This window comes from Novosphingobium sp. P6W (assembly GCF_000876675.2).
In the GTDB taxonomy this organism is placed as follows: Bacteria; Pseudomonadota; Alphaproteobacteria; order Sphingomonadales; family Sphingomonadaceae; genus Novosphingobium.
The window spans coordinates 3,400,796-3,414,829 of the sequence record NZ_CP030352.1; the positions used below are offsets into that span (position 1 = coordinate 3,400,796).

Genomic DNA, 14,034 nt, shown 5'->3' on the forward strand with positions numbered 1-14,034 from the left:
CCTCAGTGCCCGTCGAAGGCCATCAGGGCATCTGCGGGAACGCCCCCACCGCGTAGCCTCTGGGCTCCGCCCAGTTCCGGCAGGTCGATCGCGAACAGCGACTGGACGACGGTGCCGCCTGCCCGCCGGAGCAGTTCGACCGCGGCCATGGCGGTGCCGCCTGTCGCGATGAGATCATCCACCAGCACCACGCGCGCGCCGTCCGGCACGGCGCCGGGATCGACTTCCAGCGTATCGGTGCCGTATTCCAGCGCATAGTCGATCGCGAGGACCGGCACCGGCAGCTTGCCGGGCTTGCGCACCGGCACGAAAGGCAGCGCCAAGCGCGCCGCGATGGCTGCGCCGAAGATGAAGCCGCGTGCCTCGATGCCGGCGATCACCTGCGCGCCGGCAGCCTCTGCCCGGTCGGCCATATGGCCGACGGCGGCTGCAAAGCCGGGTCCGTCGCCGATCAGCGTGGTCACGTCGCGGAACAGGATGCCCGGCTTGGGGAAATCCGGGATCGTGCGCACGAGCGCCTTCAGGTCATCGACGGTCACGTTGATCTTCTCCAAAAAGCGAAACGCCCCGCCATCGCTGGGATGACGGGGCGCGGAGCCTTTAACAGTCTTTGGACGGCTGCGTCAGTGCTTCTTGCCGGCCCAGATGTTCCGGTAAGCCATGTAGCCCAGCACCGTCGCGAAGAGCAGGAACAGAGTGACCGCGAGGCCGGTCTGCTTGCGCTTGTCGAGCGAGGGTTCGGCGGTCCAGATCAGGAAGGCGGAAACGTCCTTCGACATCTGGTCGACCGTCGGCTTGGGGTTGCCGGGGCCGTATTCCACCTGGCCGTCGCCGGTCAGCGGCGGTGCCATCGCAAGGTTCAGGTTCGCGAAGTACGGGTTGTAGTGCAGGCCATTGGGCGTCTTGGAGTCCGGGAACTCCTTCAGCAATTCGGCCGGCTGTGCCTGGAAGCCCGTCAGCAGCGAGTAGACATAGGCGGGGCCTTCGTGGCGCGCCTTGGTCATCAGCGACAGGTCGGGCGGAACCGCATTGTTGTTGGCGGCGCGCGCGGCGACGTCGTTCGCGAAGGGCTTGGGGAAGTAGTCGGTCGGCAGGCCGGGGCGCAGGTTTGCCTCTCCCGTGGTGGGATCGACGCCCGGGACCTGGAAGCCGGCGGCGATCGCTTTCACCTGACCTTCGGAGTAACCCAGCTGCGCCAGGTCGCGGAAAGCGACGTGGTTGAGCGAGTGGCAGGCCGAGCAGACTTCCTTGTAGACCTGGAAGCCGCGCTGCAGCTGCTGCTTGTCGAACTTGCCGAAGGCGCCGTCGCTGGCGAAGGCCACTTCCTTGGGGTGGAGGTGGAATTCATGTTCGGCGGTAGGCGCTGCCGGGTCGGTGGCCCAGGTGTAGAAACCCAGGCCGAACGACCACGCCAGCGCGACTGTGAAAAACAGCCCGACGAGGATCGAGAGAATGCGTGCCATGTCTTTCGTCTTCCGTTCTAGCTGTTGATCAAACGCTGCCCGAGGGAGCGAGCTGGGCGGCTTCATCCGTACCGAGAACGGACTCGGTGATGGAGTAAGGCAGCGGGAGCGGCTTCTCGATGGCGGAGACGATCGGCAGGACGATCAGGAAGTGCGCAAAGTAGTACAGCGCGGCGAGCTGGCTGATCATCACGTAGGGCTCTGCCGCTGCGGCGCCGCCGCAGTAGAACAGGACCGCCATCGCGGGGATCAGGCCGAACCAGAAGAACTTCTTGTACAGCGGGCGGTAGCTGCCCGAGCGTACCGGCGACTTGTCGAGCCAGGGCAGGAAGAACCACACCAGGATCGCGCCGAACATGGCGAGCACGCCCATCAGCTTGGCCGGAATGAAGAAGAAGTCCTGAGTGAAGGCACGCAGGATCGCGTAGAACGGCCAGAAATACCATTCGGGAACGATGTGCGCCGGGGTGCTCATCGGGTTGGCCGGAATGTAGTTGTCCGGGTGGCCCAGCGAGTTCGGGAAGTAGAACAGCATCAGGCTGAACACGATCGCGAAGACGCCGATGAACCAGCCGTCCTTGGCCACGTAATAGGGGTAGAAGGGGACCGTGTCGCTCTCGGCCTTCACTTCCACGCCGGTCGGGTTCGACGAGCCGGGAATGTGGAGCGCCCAGATATGCAGGATCACCACGCCCAGGATCACGAAGGGCAGCAGGTAGTGGAGCGAGAAAAAACGGTTGAGCGCGGCGTTATCGGGCGCGAAACCGCCGAGCAGCCACTGCTGGAGCGGTTCGCCCACGAAGGGGATCGCGCCGAACAGGCCGGTGATGACCTTCGCACCCCAGAAGCTCATCTGGCCCCAGGGAAGCACGTAGCCCATGAAGGCGGTGGCCATCATCAGCAGGAAGATCACGACGCCTAGCAGCCACACCATCTCGCGCGGGGCCTTGTAGGACCCGTAGTAGAAGCCGCGGAAGATGTGGACGTAGATGACGATAAAGAACATCGAGGCGCCGTTGGCGTGCGCATAGCGCATCATCCAGCCCCAGTTCACGTCGCGCACGGTCATCTCGATGGTGTCGAACGCCACCGCCGTGTTGGCCGCATAGTGCATGGCCATGACGATGCCGGTCACGATCTGGACGATCAGGCACAGCGCCGCCAGGAAACCGAAATTCCAGAAATAGTTGAGGTTGCGCGGCACCGGATAGCCGGCGCCGACCGAATTGAACACCAACCGCGGGAGCGGCAGCCTGTCATCCATCCACTGCATGAAGGGATGGCTTGGCTTGTATTCGTTGGCCCAGGGAAAGCTCATATTGTGATCCTCTCTCTTGGCCTCAACCGATCTGGACGACGGTATCTGTGGTGAAGGCGTATTCCGGAACCTCTAGGTTCTTGGGCGCGGGGCCCTTCCGGATACGGGCGGCAGTGTCGTAGGCGGAGCCATGGCAGGGGCAGAAATATCCGCCGAACTCGCCCTTGATCTCACCCTCGCCGGCACCCAGCGGCACGCAGCCGAGGTGGGTGCAAACGCCCATGGTGATGAGCCAGTTTTCCTTGCCTTCCTTGGTCCGCTCGGCAAGCGTCTGGGGATCGCGCAGCGACGCAGTATCCACCGCGTTGGCTTCCTCGATCTCCTTGGGAGTGAGGTTGCGCACGAAAACGGGCTGCTTGCGGAACACCGCCTTGATCGCCTGCCCCGGCTGGATCGCGGAAATGTCGATCTCTGTGGAAGATGCCGCCAGAACGTCTGCGGATGCCGACATCTGGCTGACCAGGGGAATTACGACCCCCACGCCCGCGATACCCGCGGCGCTTACTGCGGCGATATTAATGAAATCGCGCCGCCGCACGCCCTCTGTTTCTGCCATGTTTGCCCTTGCCTTGCTTTCGACCACCCACTGTCGGTATCCGACAGGAGGCCAATCTTGACCATCGGTAAGCCTGGTATCCCCGTTTCGGTTCGCGCACCGGGCACTGCCCGACATTCTCCCGACTTTGCGGGCCTGATATACACGAAAGGCCACCGTGCCAACCGCCTTTTTGGTCGGTCGGCGATGCATCCTGGCAGCAATGCATCAATAGATCACGAAGTAATCAGGGCAATCCGATCAACGACATCTGCCGGCCGTAGGTGGGTTCCGAGCGATGCGTGGCTCGCCGGAACGAGTAGAATTGCTGCGGCGCACTATAAGTATCGAGCCGCAGGCCCTGAACGCTGCCGATCCCGGCTCCGCGCAGCCGGCCCAGCACATAGGCTTCGAGGTCGAACTGGTAATGGCCCGGACGGCCTTCATCGAAGCAGCGCAGGTTGACGGGATGGTCGGCGACGAACCGATCGCGAAAACCTTCATCCACTTCGTATGAGGCGCGCGCGATGCACGGGCCCACCGCCGCAACGATGCTTTCGCGCCGGGCGCCCAGCTTCTCCATCGCCGCGATGGTCGCGTCGGTGATGCCGCCGATCGCGCCTTTCCAGCCGGCATGGGCGGCGCCCACGACACCCGCCTCGCGGTCTGCGAACAGAACCGGCGCACAGTCGGCAGTAAGAATGCCCAGCAGCAGGCCGGGCCGGTTAGTAACGATAGCGTCCGCGTGGGGGCGATCTGCTTCGGGCCAAAGGTCAGCGCCTGCCGTTACGCAATCGGCGGAGTGGACCTGATAGACGGTGACCAGCCGGGCTCCCGGCAGCACGGCCCCGGCTGCCAGCGCCCGGTTCCGGGCGACCCGCTCCGGCTCGTCGCCCGCGCCGTGCCCGACGTTGAGACCTGCAACATCGCCTTCACTCACCCCGCCCCGGCGGCCGAGGAAGCCATGCGGCAATCCCTCGAACACATCGGCGCGGTTGACCTCGACGGGCTCCACCTCGAAGTCAGCCAAGGCTCTTGGTCACCTGCTCGCGCACGTCGCGCGACAGTGTCGGCACGGCGGCGATGCGTTCCAGTTCGGCGCGCATCAGGGCGGCGCGCACTGGCTCTATCCGCCGCCAGCGGCCCAGAACGGGCACGAAGCGCGCGGCGGTCTGCGGGTTCACCGGGTCCAGCTTGCGGATCAGTTCACCGATCATGCGGTAACCCTCGCCGCCCTCGTCATGGAACGCGATGGGGTTGCTGGCGGCCGCCATGTAGAGCGCGCGCACCCGGTTGGGGTTGGTCATGGTGAAGTCCCCGTGCCCCGCCAGCGCCTTGATATGATCCAGAACCTGAGGGTGGAACGCGCTGCCCTGAAGCGAGAACCACTTGTCGATGACCAGCGCATTGCCGCTATACCGCTGGCGGAAATCGGCCAGTGCCTCGGCCCGCTCTGGCGCGTCGAGGCTGGCGAGGACCATGAGCGCGCCCTGACGGTCGGTCATGGTATCGGCCGCCCGGTACTGCGCCAGTGCGCGCCTTGCGCCTTCGGCCGGGTCGCCGGCGGCGATCAGGGTAAGCGCCTGGGTCTTGATCTTGCGGGCTCCGCGCGCCGCCGCATCGCGCCCGTAGGGCACCGCCGCCGCGCGGTCATGCAGGGCTTTCAGGCCCTCGCCGCATTCGCTGCCGAGCCACGCCTTCAGCGCTTCGCGTTCGGCATGGATGGCGCCGGGATCGGCAACGAGCAGCTGTTCGGCGAGGTATGTCTCGGCGGGCAGGATCATCAGTTCACCGCGCATCAGGTCGTCGAGTTCGGGATCGGCGATCACTGCCGCGAAAGCCGCGCCGATCGCGGCGCGCCCCTCGGCATGGCCGGCATCGTCAAGCCGTCCGCTCACCGCTGCGACCAGATGCTGCACGACCAGGCCCTGCATCGCCTCGTAGCGGGCGAACGGATCGTCGTCATGCGCCGCCAGGAACACGAGGTCCTCGTTGGCCCGCGCGAAGTCGATCGCGACAGGAGCGGAAAAGCCGCGGTTGATCGACAGCACCGGAGGTTTGGCGAAACCGTCGAAAGTGAAGCTGCCTGTCTCCTTGTCGAGCACGATCAACTGCTCGCCCGAATGCGCGCCGCTGTCACGGTCGTAGAGGGCGATGCGCAGCGGGATCGGCACCGGCTGCTTCTTCGGCTGGCCCGGCGTTGCCGGTACGGCCTGCGTCAGGGTCAGTGTCGTTCGGGCGCCATCGTGGTCCAGCTCTACCGTTAGCTGCGGCGTGCCCGCCTGCGAGTACCAGAGGCGGAACTGGGTGAGATCCAGCCCGGCGCCATCTTCGATCGCCTTGACGAAGTCCTCACAGGTCGCCGCTTCGCCGTCATGGCGCTCGAAGTAAAGGTCGGTGCCTGCGCGGAACCGCTCGGGCCCGGCCATGGTGCGCATCATGCGAATCACCTCGGCGCCCTTGTTGTAGACGGTCGCGGTGTAGAAGTTGCTGATTTCCTGATAGGAATCGGGGCGAATCGGGTGAGCCAGCGGACCGGAATCCTCGGGGAACTGGGCGATACGCAGGACGCGCACGTCCTCGATCCGCTTGACCGCCGCAGAGCCCATGTCCGCGCTGAACATCTGGTCACGCAGCACCGTGAAGCCTTCCTTGAGGCTCAGCTGGAACCAGTCGCGGCAGGTCACACGGTTGCCCGACCAGTTGTGGAAGTATTCGTGGCCGATCACCCCCTCGACCGCGTCGTAGTCCGCGTCGGTGGCGGTTTCCGGGTCGGCTAGGACATAGCGGGTGTTGAAGACGTTGAGGCCCTTGTTCTCCATCGCGCCCATGTTGAAATCGGACACGGCGACGATGTTAAACAGGTCGAGGTCATACTCGCGCCCGAAGGCTTCCTCGTCCCACTTCATCGAATTGATGAGCGAGTCCATCGCGTGCTGCGTGCGGTCCTCGTCGCCCGGGCGGACCCAGATGTTGAGGTCCACCTTGCGCCCGCCGATGGTCGTGAAAGTATCGTGATTGGCGACCAGATCGCCCGCGACAAGGGCAAAAAGGTAGCTCGGCTTGGGCCAGGGATCGTGCCACTCGGCCCAGTGGGTGCCGTCCTGGTCGTCGCCGGTGGCGGTGCAGTTGCCGTTCGCCAGCAGGATCGGGAACTGCGCCTTGTCGCCGCGCATCTTCACCGAATAAGTGGACAGCACATCGGGACGGTCGGGGAAGAAGGTGATGCGGCGGAACCCTTCCGCCTCGCACTGCGTGCACAGCATCCCGTTCGAGGCGTAAAGGCCCATGAGCTGGCTGTTGGCAGCCGGATTGACGGCAGTTTCGACCTCGACCCGATGTGCGTCGCCGGTCAGTTCGACCAGCAGGTCCGGCCCGTCGAGCCGCCAGTCGTTCACCTCGCGCCCGTCGACGCGCACGGCGAGCGGGGCGATCTGGTCGCCGTTGAGGCGCAGCGTCGACGCGCCGTTACCGTCCGGGTTGCGGGTTACCGACAGCGCCGAGACGACATGCGTGGCATCCACGCCCAGGCGGAAGTCCAGCAGGACCTGCGGGATCAGCCAGGCAGGCGGCAGGTAATCCTCGCGGTGGATCACCGGCGGCGCCTGCGGCGGCGGCGCGGCATCTGCGATCTGGGTGTTTTCCACGGGCTCGGCGGTTCTGCTGGCGATATCCATGCCCGCATACTTAGAGGCTCGGCGTTCGATTGCCAGCACGGGCGATGCGATTTCGGTACGAGGGTTGCCCGCCAGCGCCGGGGTGGTAGGCATGGGCGATGCCCCGCCTGTTCATCTTCGGCCTCGGTTACACCGCGCGTTTCATCGCCGCCCGCTTCGAACGGCGCGGCTGGGAAGTGATCTCCACCGGCAGCGAAGGCACTCTCTCCTTCGGCGACGAGGGTAATGTGCGGATGGCGCTCGGCGATGCCGATCATGTGCTTTCCTCCGTGCCGCCGGGCCGCGAGGGGCGCGGCGAACCGCTCGACCCGGTGCTGGATCTTTACGCGGATGCGCTGAAAGGACGGGCGCTGTCCTATCTGTCCTCCACCGGCGTCTACGGCGACACCGGCGGCGCCTGGGTGGACGAAAGTGCACCGATCGGCACCGGCCGCCGCACCGCGCGGTCCGAGGCGGACGCGGCATGGCGGGCGCTGGGGGCACGGGTCTACCGCCTGCCCGGCATCTACGGCCCCGGCCGCTCGATCTTCGAGCGCCTGGCCGAGGGCCGGGCCCACCGCATCGATCTGCCCGGGCAGGTATTCAGCCGCGTCCATGTCAAGGATATCGCCGCCGGGGTCCTCGCCGGGATCGCCGCGCCGGGCGGAGCGTACAACCTTGCCGACGACCTGCCCTGCGCGCAGAACCGGCTGGTGGAGGAAGCCTGCCGCCTTACCGGCACGCCGCCGCCGCCCCTGCAATCGCTGGAGCAGGCAGACCTCTCACCGATGGCACTGGCGTTCTATGCCGAGAACCGGCGTGTCACCAACGGCAAGGCCAAGGCCGTGCTGGGCTGGCGCCCGCGCTATCCCACTTACGTAGAAGGCTTGCGCGCGCTCAGGGCGACAACCAGCCCCGCCATGGCCAGCACCGCCCCGGCCCCTGCCAGCAGCGACCAGCGATAACCCTCCAGCGCCGTCGAAAACAGCATCGCGATCACCACCACGGCAACGCCGTTGTAAGCCGCGCGCCCGGCGCCCAGCTGGCGGATCAGCGTGTAATAGAGCGGGAACGTCACTACCGAGCCAAACAGCGCTAGGTAGGCGGTGCCCAGCCAGTATCCGCCATCGGTCGGCAGCACCGGGGGCCCGGCGATGGCGAAGGCCAGCGCGGCGTCGCACAGCGTGCCGTAAAGCATCGCCCATGCCAGCAGGCTGACCATCGGCAGGCGCTGGCCGACCTCGTTGGCCTGGATCACGTTCGATACCGAGGCGCACATCATCGCGATCAGCGCGAAGACCACGCCCAGCAGGACCTTGTCGCCCAACGGCGCCTCATGCGCCTCGTGAAGCAGCAGCAGGGCGATGCCGGCGATGGCGATGGCGCTGCCCACGGCAAAGCGGGGCAGGATCGGCTGCTTCAGCATAATCCGCGCCAGCACCGTATTGGGCACCAGCAGCAGCGCGATCATGACCGCGACGATGCCCGAGGTCAGGTACATCTCGGCGCGGTAGACGAAGTTGTAGTTGCCGCAGAACTGCGTCACGCCGACGAGGAAGGCCAGCCAGTGGCCCCCTTTCCCGATGCGCAGGCTACGGCCCATCGCGGCGGCGACGATGAACATCGCCGGGGTCGCCAGGGCAAAGCGCCAGGTCACCGACCAGCTGGCCGGAACATGGCCGATCTGGCCGGTGATCACCCACCAGGTCGACCCCCATATCAGCGCGACAAGCAGGAACGGCAGCGCCACTGCCGGCCGCAGCATGGACTGCGCCGAAGTGTCCACGCTCATAAGGACGCGATCGCTTTCGCCAGCGGCCCGACATGCTCGGCCCGTGCGTTCCACGAAGTCACCAGCCGCGCCGCATCGGCGCCCCAGTCGTAGAAAGCGAAGCCCGCGCCGCGCAAGGCTTCGCGCTCGGCGGCGGTGCAGGTCAGGAACACCTCGTTCGCCTCGACCGGATGGAGCAGGCGGCCCGGCGCGGCGGCGGCGATCTCGGCCGCGGCAGCATTGGCGGCCCGCGCATTGTCCAGCCACAGGTCGTTTTCGAGCAGCGCCAGGATCTGCGCGGCCATGAACCGGCCCTTGGACTGGAGGTGCCCGGCGCGCTTGCGGCGATAGCGGATCGCCTTCGCGGCCTCGACGTCGAAGAAGACGATGGCCTCGGCGCTCATCCCGCCGTTCTTGACGAAGCCGAAGCTCAGCACGTCGACATCGCCCGCCGCCTCGGCCGGGGTGCAGCCCAGATACGCCGCCGCATTGGCGAAGCGGGCGCCGTCCATGTGCAGGCCAAGCCCGCGCGCTTTCGCGAAGGCAGCGATGGCGGCAACCTCGTCCGGGCGGTAGACGCAGCCATATTCGCTGGCCTGGGTGATCGAGACCGCGTGGGGCTGAACCTGGTGGACGTCGTCGCGGATAGTATCGACCACCGCCGCCAGCGTCTGCGGGGTGACCTTGGCGCTGGCGCCGTCCGCCAGCAGCAGCTTGGCGCCGTGAAGAAAGAAACCGGGCGCGCCGGCCTCGTCCATCTCGATATGCGCCTCGCGGTGGCACACGGCCGCGCCGTGCGGCGGCACCAGCGAGGCAAGCGCGAGGCAGTTTGCCGCAGTGCCGGTCGCGGTCCACAGCACCGCGCACTCGCGCCCGAACAGGGCGGAAAACGCTCCGTCCAGGCTGCGGCTCAGCGCGTCGTTATCGTAAGGCGCATCGGGGGTATCGGCCGCCATCATCGCCTTCCAGACGGCGGGATGCACGGCGGCGGCATTGTCGGAGGTGAACTGCATGGCCATATGCCCTGTAAGGGCGCGCGGCCCGCGTCAAGCGCCCATCAGATATCGCCCCGTCCAACACCACGAGGAGAACGACCCATGGTCAGCGTCACCATCACCAAGCACGAAACCGGCTCCACCGGCGAATACCACGCCCATGTGGCGGACAGCGACCACATCGGCCGCCTGACATGGACGGCGCGCGGCGGCGTGCACTACGCCGAACACACGCTGGTCCCGCAGGAGATCGGCGGGCGCGGCGTTGCGGGAAGGCTGGTGGAGGCGATGGTCGCCGACGCACGGGAGAACGGATTCAAGATCGGGCCGATGTGCAGCTACGTCGCCGTTGCCTTCCAGCGCCACCCGGAATGGGCGGACGTAAAGGGATAGCCCCGGCCGGCCCCGGCGCGCCTACTCCAGCGGGTCGTCCTCAACGCCGATGGCGATCTTGCCGGCCTCGACCTGCCGCAAGGTGCGCCAGGCCATCAGGCCCATCACAAGGTAGGAAACCGCGCCGGCAAGGGCCACGGCCCAGGCTGCGCCGCTGGGGCCGATGGGGATGAACCGCCACAGGCCAAAGCCCAGCGCGACAACCGCGATCAGCCGTGCTACCAGCGAATGGCGCGCCTTGCCGGTCGAATGCAGCACCGGCTCGAACGCCACGCTGGCAAGATCGAAGCTGGAGGCGATGGCGAGTGGCACCAGAATGCCTGCACCGCTTTCGAAAGCCTCGCCGCCGATCATCGCCAGCAGCTGCTCGCCTGCGAGCACCGCGACGGCAACCACGGCAAGGCCGGCAACACCGGCGATCATCGTCGTCTGCACCGCCAGCTTGCGGAATTCCTCTGCCTTGGAGGCCACGCGCACGCGCGCGACTTCGGCATAGACCGAGCGGGTGAGCAGCGTCGAAAGTTTGCTGAGCGCCTGCGAAAGCTGCGAGGCAAGGCGGTAGAGACCGGCAGCGCGGGTGCCCACCCAGCCGCCGACCACGAGCAGCGGGCCGTTCTTCATGGCCGCATCGATCGACGAGCCGCCGTAAGTGATGAAGAAGAACCGCGCAACGCCGGGATTTTCCGCCAGCGCCTGGCGCCACTTGCCGAAGTTGGAAAGACGTATCGATTCGGGGCTGAGCCTGCGCGCCATGTACCAGTAGAGCACGGCTTCGAGGATATCGACCGCCGCCCATGCTGCCAGGAAACGGCCGACCGAAGGGCCCGTCGCCCAGATGATCAGCGCGGCGACAAGCCGCCCGCTCGGCACGATCGCCTCGACGTAGACCGCCATGTCGAACCGGTTAAGCGCGCGCACCACCCCGGTCGGCGCGGAAACCAGCGCCCACAGCGAGATGCAGCAGTACCAGAAGGCGACGTCGACGTACTTGGGGTTAAGGTCCAGCACATGGGCGAAACCGAAGATCACGATTGCGGCGAAAACGCAGCCGATCACCGCGCCCACGGCGTCGATCATGCCGCACAGCATCGCCAGGCGGCCAAACTTGCCCCAGTCCTTGTTATGGACATGCTCCGACCCGTAGCGCACCGCCACACGCCAGCTCTGGAAGCCGGCGATCGAGGTCAGCGCCTGCGCGGTGCCGAAGATAAGCGCAAAGTGGCCGAAGTCCTTCAGGCCAAGCGTGCGCGTCTGAATGGCAAGGTAGGCCAGGCCGCAGATCGCGCCGAAGCCCTTTCCGCCAAGCAGCCAGGCGGTGTTCTGGAGTATCCGCCCTAGCGGAGTGGCACTCTCCTGGCGGTCGCGTTTGGCGGGCATCGGGGTGCATTTGGACGAGGGGGCTGTCACTTGCAAGGGATCACTCGTAGTTGGGGGGAACGTTTTCAGGTCAGCCCCCGCCAGAGCTTTTCCTTTCGCGCCGCAATCGCTAGATGGCGCTGCTCCCCCCTAATCGCCTTTGGGCAGACTGAACCTGAACATGATAGAACACGCCATCCTTCTCAGCGCCGGCCAGGGTTCGCGCCTTCTGCCGCTCACCGCAGAGCGTCCCAAGTGCCTGATCGACTTCTCGGGCCGCTCGCTGATCGCATGGCAGATCGAGATGCTGGCCCGCTGCGGCGTGAAGCGCATCGACGTGGTCACCGGGTTCATGACCGATATGCTGGAGGCGCACCTTGCCGCGATCCGCGATCCGCGCGTGGAAATCGCCATCCGTTTCAACCCTTTCTTCAAGGTGGCCGACAATCTCGGTTCCTGCTGGATCGTGCGTGAGGCGATGCGCGGCGACTTCCTGATCCTCAACGGCGACACGCTGGTGTCGGAAGATATCGTGCGCAAGGTTCTCGAAGGCTCGCTCGGCCCCGACGGCAAGCCCTGGCCGGTGACGGTCACCGTCGACATCAAGGCGGAAGGTTACGACAGCGACGACATGAAGGTCGAGCGCGCGGAAGATGGCCGTCTCGTTCATATCGGCAAGACGCTGACCGCCGCCGAGTCGAACGCCGAATCGATCGGCTTCCTCGCCTTCCGGGGCGAAGGCGTCGAACTGTTCCGCGAAACCGTGCGCAAGGCCATGCGCACCCCCGAGGGCGTGCAGCACTGGTATCTCAAGGTGATCGATTCGATCGCCCCCACCGGCAAGGTCGGCACCGTCTCGATCGAGGGCCTCGACTGGGCCGAAGTGGACTTCCTCAACGACATCGAAATCGCGACGAAGCTGACCGACACCTGGGCGTAAGGACGCGTCTAGGCCGCGAAATACCCTTTGAGCCATGCCGTCAGCGCATCGAGGGCCTCGCCCTCCAGCGTTACGGCATGGCCAAGGTCGGGCACCTTGGGCCAGCCGCAGTCGACGAATTCGCGGCCCTTCCACTCGCGCGCGCCTTCATAGCGCGGGATGACGTGGAAATGGACCTGCGGGTCAGCCATCATCAGCATCAGATAGTTGATTTTCGCATAGCCCACCGCCTCGCCCAGCGCGGCCTCGATAGCGGCGGTGGCGATCTTCAGCTCCGCGTGGGCCTCGGCCGGCAGGTCGCCGAAAGCGGTCGCATCGCTTTTCGCGGCCAGCACCAGCGAGCCGAGCGTGGGCTGCGACGGCCTTGCCAGAACGACCCAGTGATCGAACTGCGCCACCAGGGTCGCGGGCCAGCCGAACTTCTCGATCGTTGCGTGCATGTCGTCAGCCTTCCGAAAGCCAGGAGGTGATCTTGCCTCCGCGCGCCCGCACGGTCCAGGCCTGAACCAGCCGCACGGCGTGGATCAGGCATGAGAACGCCGTCCACCAGGCCACCGCGATCAGGCCAAGATCGGGCCGCGAAAAGATCATGGCGACAAACAGGATCACCATATTCGGATTGCGCCGCGCGGTGATCAGGCGGAACCAGCTGTCGAAACGAGTCCACACATGGATGTGCATCATGCCGTTCTGGCGCATGAAGGCGCCTTCGATCAGGCGCTGGACGATATAGCCGCCCTGAATCGCGCCCTGCACCCACCAGAAGGTGACCGGATCGTAGGCCATGCCCCAAAAGCTAAGGCCAGTCGCCCAGAACCACCACCAAAACGGCGGATGGACAAGGTCCATGCCGTGATCGAACACATTGCCCCAGGCAGAGGACGTGATCGTGCAGCGCGCCAGCTTGCCGTCCACGGTATCCAGCACCATGAACACCAGACCCGTCGCCATCCCCGCCCAGTAGTGGCCATAGGCGAACAGCACCGTGGCAACGACGCAGAACACCGCGCCCACGCTGGTGACCATATTGGGGGTGATCCCCAGCTTCGCGCAGATGCGGGTGAGGACCAGCGCCCATTCGGGCCAGAGATACTTGGTCAGCACGTCGGTTACGCCCTTGTAGGCGCCGAAATAGCTGGCCCGCTCTATCGCTCGCACCGTTTCGGGGACGAGCGGCATGAGGAACGGCGTCTCGCGCTTTCTAAGCTGCTTGTTCTCGACGGTCGGCCCGTCTTCATAGGCGATCACCTCCAGCCCGGCGATATCCGCCAGCGGCGTGCCCTGCATCATGGCCTGCGCGATTCGGGCGGCCTGCCCGCCATCCACGGCATGGGCGAGCGCCGGAACGCCCCCCAAAGTGAGCACCACGCCGGGCCGGCCAGTGATGTTTCCAAACCACGCCGGGTCCCAGGCATGGGCCGCGTTGGAGAGGATCGCCGGGCCCGCAGGCACCTCGTCCAGTGAAACCAGCCCCGCCGCCCGCGCGATCCGCGCCACGCGCCGGGCCATCGTCAGCCCCCAGAGCTTCACGAAATTCTCGCCGATCGTTACGACCGGCATTGCCTGCTTTTCCTGCACCATGACCCCAGCCCGTAGTCGGTCGCAGA

14 protein-coding genes are annotated in these 14,034 nt (G+C 66.0%); 3 read left to right on the forward strand and 11 right to left on the reverse strand.

The annotated features are described in order from the left end of the window. Positions 1–2 precede the first annotated feature (2 nt). The 6 genes from TQ38_RS16365 to pepN form a co-directional block, all read right to left on the reverse strand. Positions 3–539 carry an adenine phosphoribosyltransferase gene (locus tag TQ38_RS16365; protein ID WP_043978548.1) on the reverse strand — a complete coding sequence of 179 codons (537 nt, stop codon included), beginning with the start codon at positions 537–539 and terminating at the stop codon, positions 3–5. Between the two features lie 84 nt (positions 540–623). Continuing rightward, on the reverse strand, positions 624–1,463 hold the full coding sequence (locus TQ38_RS16370; protein WP_043978420.1) for a cytochrome c1: 840 nt from the start codon (positions 1,461–1,463) through the stop codon (positions 624–626). 28 nt (positions 1,464–1,491) lie between these two features. Then, positions 1,492–2,781 carry a cytochrome b N-terminal domain-containing protein gene (locus TQ38_RS16375; protein WP_043978422.1) on the reverse strand — a complete coding sequence of 430 codons (1,290 nt, stop codon included), beginning with the start codon at positions 2,779–2,781 and terminating at the stop codon, positions 1,492–1,494. A gap of 22 nt (positions 2,782–2,803) precedes the next feature. Beyond that, positions 2,804–3,337 carry a ubiquinol-cytochrome c reductase iron-sulfur subunit gene (petA, locus tag TQ38_RS16380; RefSeq protein ID WP_043978424.1) on the reverse strand — a complete coding sequence of 178 codons (534 nt, stop codon included), beginning with the start codon at positions 3,335–3,337 and terminating at the stop codon, positions 2,804–2,806. Positions 3,338–3,563: 226 nt separating this feature from the next. Beyond that, a complete protein-coding gene (gene pgeF / locus TQ38_RS16385; protein WP_043978551.1) occupies positions 3,564–4,331 on the reverse strand; it encodes a peptidoglycan editing factor PgeF in 768 nt (255 codons plus the stop codon). A 7-nt stretch (positions 4,332–4,338) separates the two neighbouring features. Next, positions 4,339–6,993: an aminopeptidase N gene (pepN, locus tag TQ38_RS16390; RefSeq protein ID WP_043978554.1), complete on the reverse strand. Its 2,655-nt coding sequence runs from the start codon at positions 6,991–6,993 to the stop codon at positions 4,339–4,341. A gap of 98 nt (positions 6,994–7,091) precedes the next feature. Here pepN and TQ38_RS16395 point away from each other — a divergent pair, with 98 nt between their 5' ends. Continuing rightward, the gene (locus TQ38_RS16395; RefSeq protein WP_043978426.1) at positions 7,092–7,937 is read left to right on the forward strand and encodes an epimerase; all 846 of its coding nucleotides are present in this window, start codon (positions 7,092–7,094) and stop codon (positions 7,935–7,937) included. Here TQ38_RS16395 and TQ38_RS16400 read toward each other — a convergent pair. Further along, positions 7,847–8,764: a DMT family transporter gene (locus TQ38_RS16400; RefSeq protein WP_043978428.1), complete on the reverse strand. Its 918-nt coding sequence runs from the start codon at positions 8,762–8,764 to the stop codon at positions 7,847–7,849. The two genes, TQ38_RS16395 and TQ38_RS16400, sit on opposite strands and share 91 nt — an antisense overlap. After that, positions 8,761–9,756 (reverse strand): low specificity L-threonine aldolase, encoded by a 996-nt coding sequence (locus TQ38_RS16405; protein WP_043978430.1) that lies wholly within the window; start codon positions 9,754–9,756, stop codon positions 8,761–8,763. Before TQ38_RS16405 ends, TQ38_RS16400 begins: the two co-directional genes overlap by 4 nt. Positions 9,757–9,840: 84 nt before the next feature. Between TQ38_RS16405 and TQ38_RS16410 the strand changes: the two genes are divergently transcribed. Then, positions 9,841–10,131, forward strand: coding sequence for a GNAT family N-acetyltransferase (locus tag TQ38_RS16410; RefSeq protein ID WP_043978432.1), 291 nt, complete (start codon positions 9,841–9,843; stop codon positions 10,129–10,131). A gap of 21 nt (positions 10,132–10,152) precedes the next feature. Here the strand turns inward: TQ38_RS16410 and TQ38_RS16415 are convergent, their stop codons facing one another. Beyond that, positions 10,153–11,508, reverse strand: a complete 1,356-nt coding sequence (locus TQ38_RS16415) for a lipopolysaccharide biosynthesis protein (RefSeq protein WP_043978434.1) — start codon at positions 11,506–11,508, stop codon at positions 10,153–10,155. A gap of 160 nt (positions 11,509–11,668) precedes the next feature. Between TQ38_RS16415 and TQ38_RS16420 the strand changes: the two genes are divergently transcribed. Beyond that, a complete protein-coding gene (locus TQ38_RS16420; protein ID WP_043978557.1) occupies positions 11,669–12,427 on the forward strand; it encodes a sugar phosphate nucleotidyltransferase in 759 nt (252 codons plus the stop codon). Positions 12,428–12,435: 8 nt separating this feature from the next. On the opposite strand, the gene TQ38_RS16425 is transcribed toward TQ38_RS16420, so the two are convergent. Together TQ38_RS16425 and TQ38_RS16430 are read right to left on the reverse strand one after the other, a co-directional pair. Continuing rightward, positions 12,436–12,867 carry an HIT family protein gene (locus TQ38_RS16425; RefSeq protein ID WP_043978436.1) on the reverse strand — a complete coding sequence of 144 codons (432 nt, stop codon included), beginning with the start codon at positions 12,865–12,867 and terminating at the stop codon, positions 12,436–12,438. A gap of 4 nt (positions 12,868–12,871) precedes the next feature. Beyond that, complete coding sequence (locus tag TQ38_RS16430; RefSeq protein WP_043978438.1) at positions 12,872–14,008, reverse strand: CDP-alcohol phosphatidyltransferase family protein; 1,137 nt, start codon at positions 14,006–14,008, stop codon at positions 12,872–12,874. Between the last annotated feature and the right edge of the window lie 26 nt (positions 14,009–14,034).

What these genes read in the sequence shown, in the direction of transcription:
- TQ38_RS16370 (WP_043978420.1), bottom strand. Translation starts at nt 1,463, where the DNA reads ATGGCACGCATTCTCTCGATCCTCGTCGGGCTGTTTTTCACAGTCGCG.
- TQ38_RS16375 (WP_043978422.1), bottom strand. Translation starts at nt 2,781, where the DNA reads ATGAGCTTTCCCTGGGCCAACGAATACAAGCCAAGCCATCCCTTCATG.
- petA (WP_043978424.1), bottom strand. Translation starts at nt 3,337, where the DNA reads ATGGCAGAAACAGAGGGCGTGCGGCGGCGCGATTTCATTAATATCGCC.
- pepN (WP_043978554.1), bottom strand. Translation starts at nt 6,993, where the DNA reads ATGGATATCGCCAGCAGAACCGCCGAGCCCGTGGAAAACACCCAGATC.
- TQ38_RS16395 (WP_043978426.1), top strand. Translation starts at nt 7,092, where the DNA reads ATGCCCCGCCTGTTCATCTTCGGCCTCGGTTACACCGCGCGTTTCATC.
- TQ38_RS16400 (WP_043978428.1), bottom strand. Translation starts at nt 8,764, where the DNA reads ATGAGCGTGGACACTTCGGCGCAGTCCATGCTGCGGCCGGCAGTGGCG.
- TQ38_RS16405 (WP_043978430.1), bottom strand. Translation starts at nt 9,756, where the DNA reads ATGCAGTTCACCTCCGACAATGCCGCCGCCGTGCATCCCGCCGTCTGG.
- TQ38_RS16410 (WP_043978432.1), top strand. Translation starts at nt 9,841, where the DNA reads ATGGTCAGCGTCACCATCACCAAGCACGAAACCGGCTCCACCGGCGAA.
- TQ38_RS16415 (WP_043978434.1), bottom strand. Translation starts at nt 11,508, where the DNA reads ATGCCCGCCAAACGCGACCGCCAGGAGAGTGCCACTCCGCTAGGGCGG.
- TQ38_RS16420 (WP_043978557.1), top strand. Translation starts at nt 11,669, where the DNA reads ATGATAGAACACGCCATCCTTCTCAGCGCCGGCCAGGGTTCGCGCCTT.
- TQ38_RS16425 (WP_043978436.1), bottom strand. Translation starts at nt 12,867, where the DNA reads ATGCACGCAACGATCGAGAAGTTCGGCTGGCCCGCGACCCTGGTGGCG.
- TQ38_RS16430 (WP_043978438.1), bottom strand. Translation starts at nt 14,008, where the DNA reads ATGGTGCAGGAAAAGCAGGCAATGCCGGTCGTAACGATCGGCGAGAAT.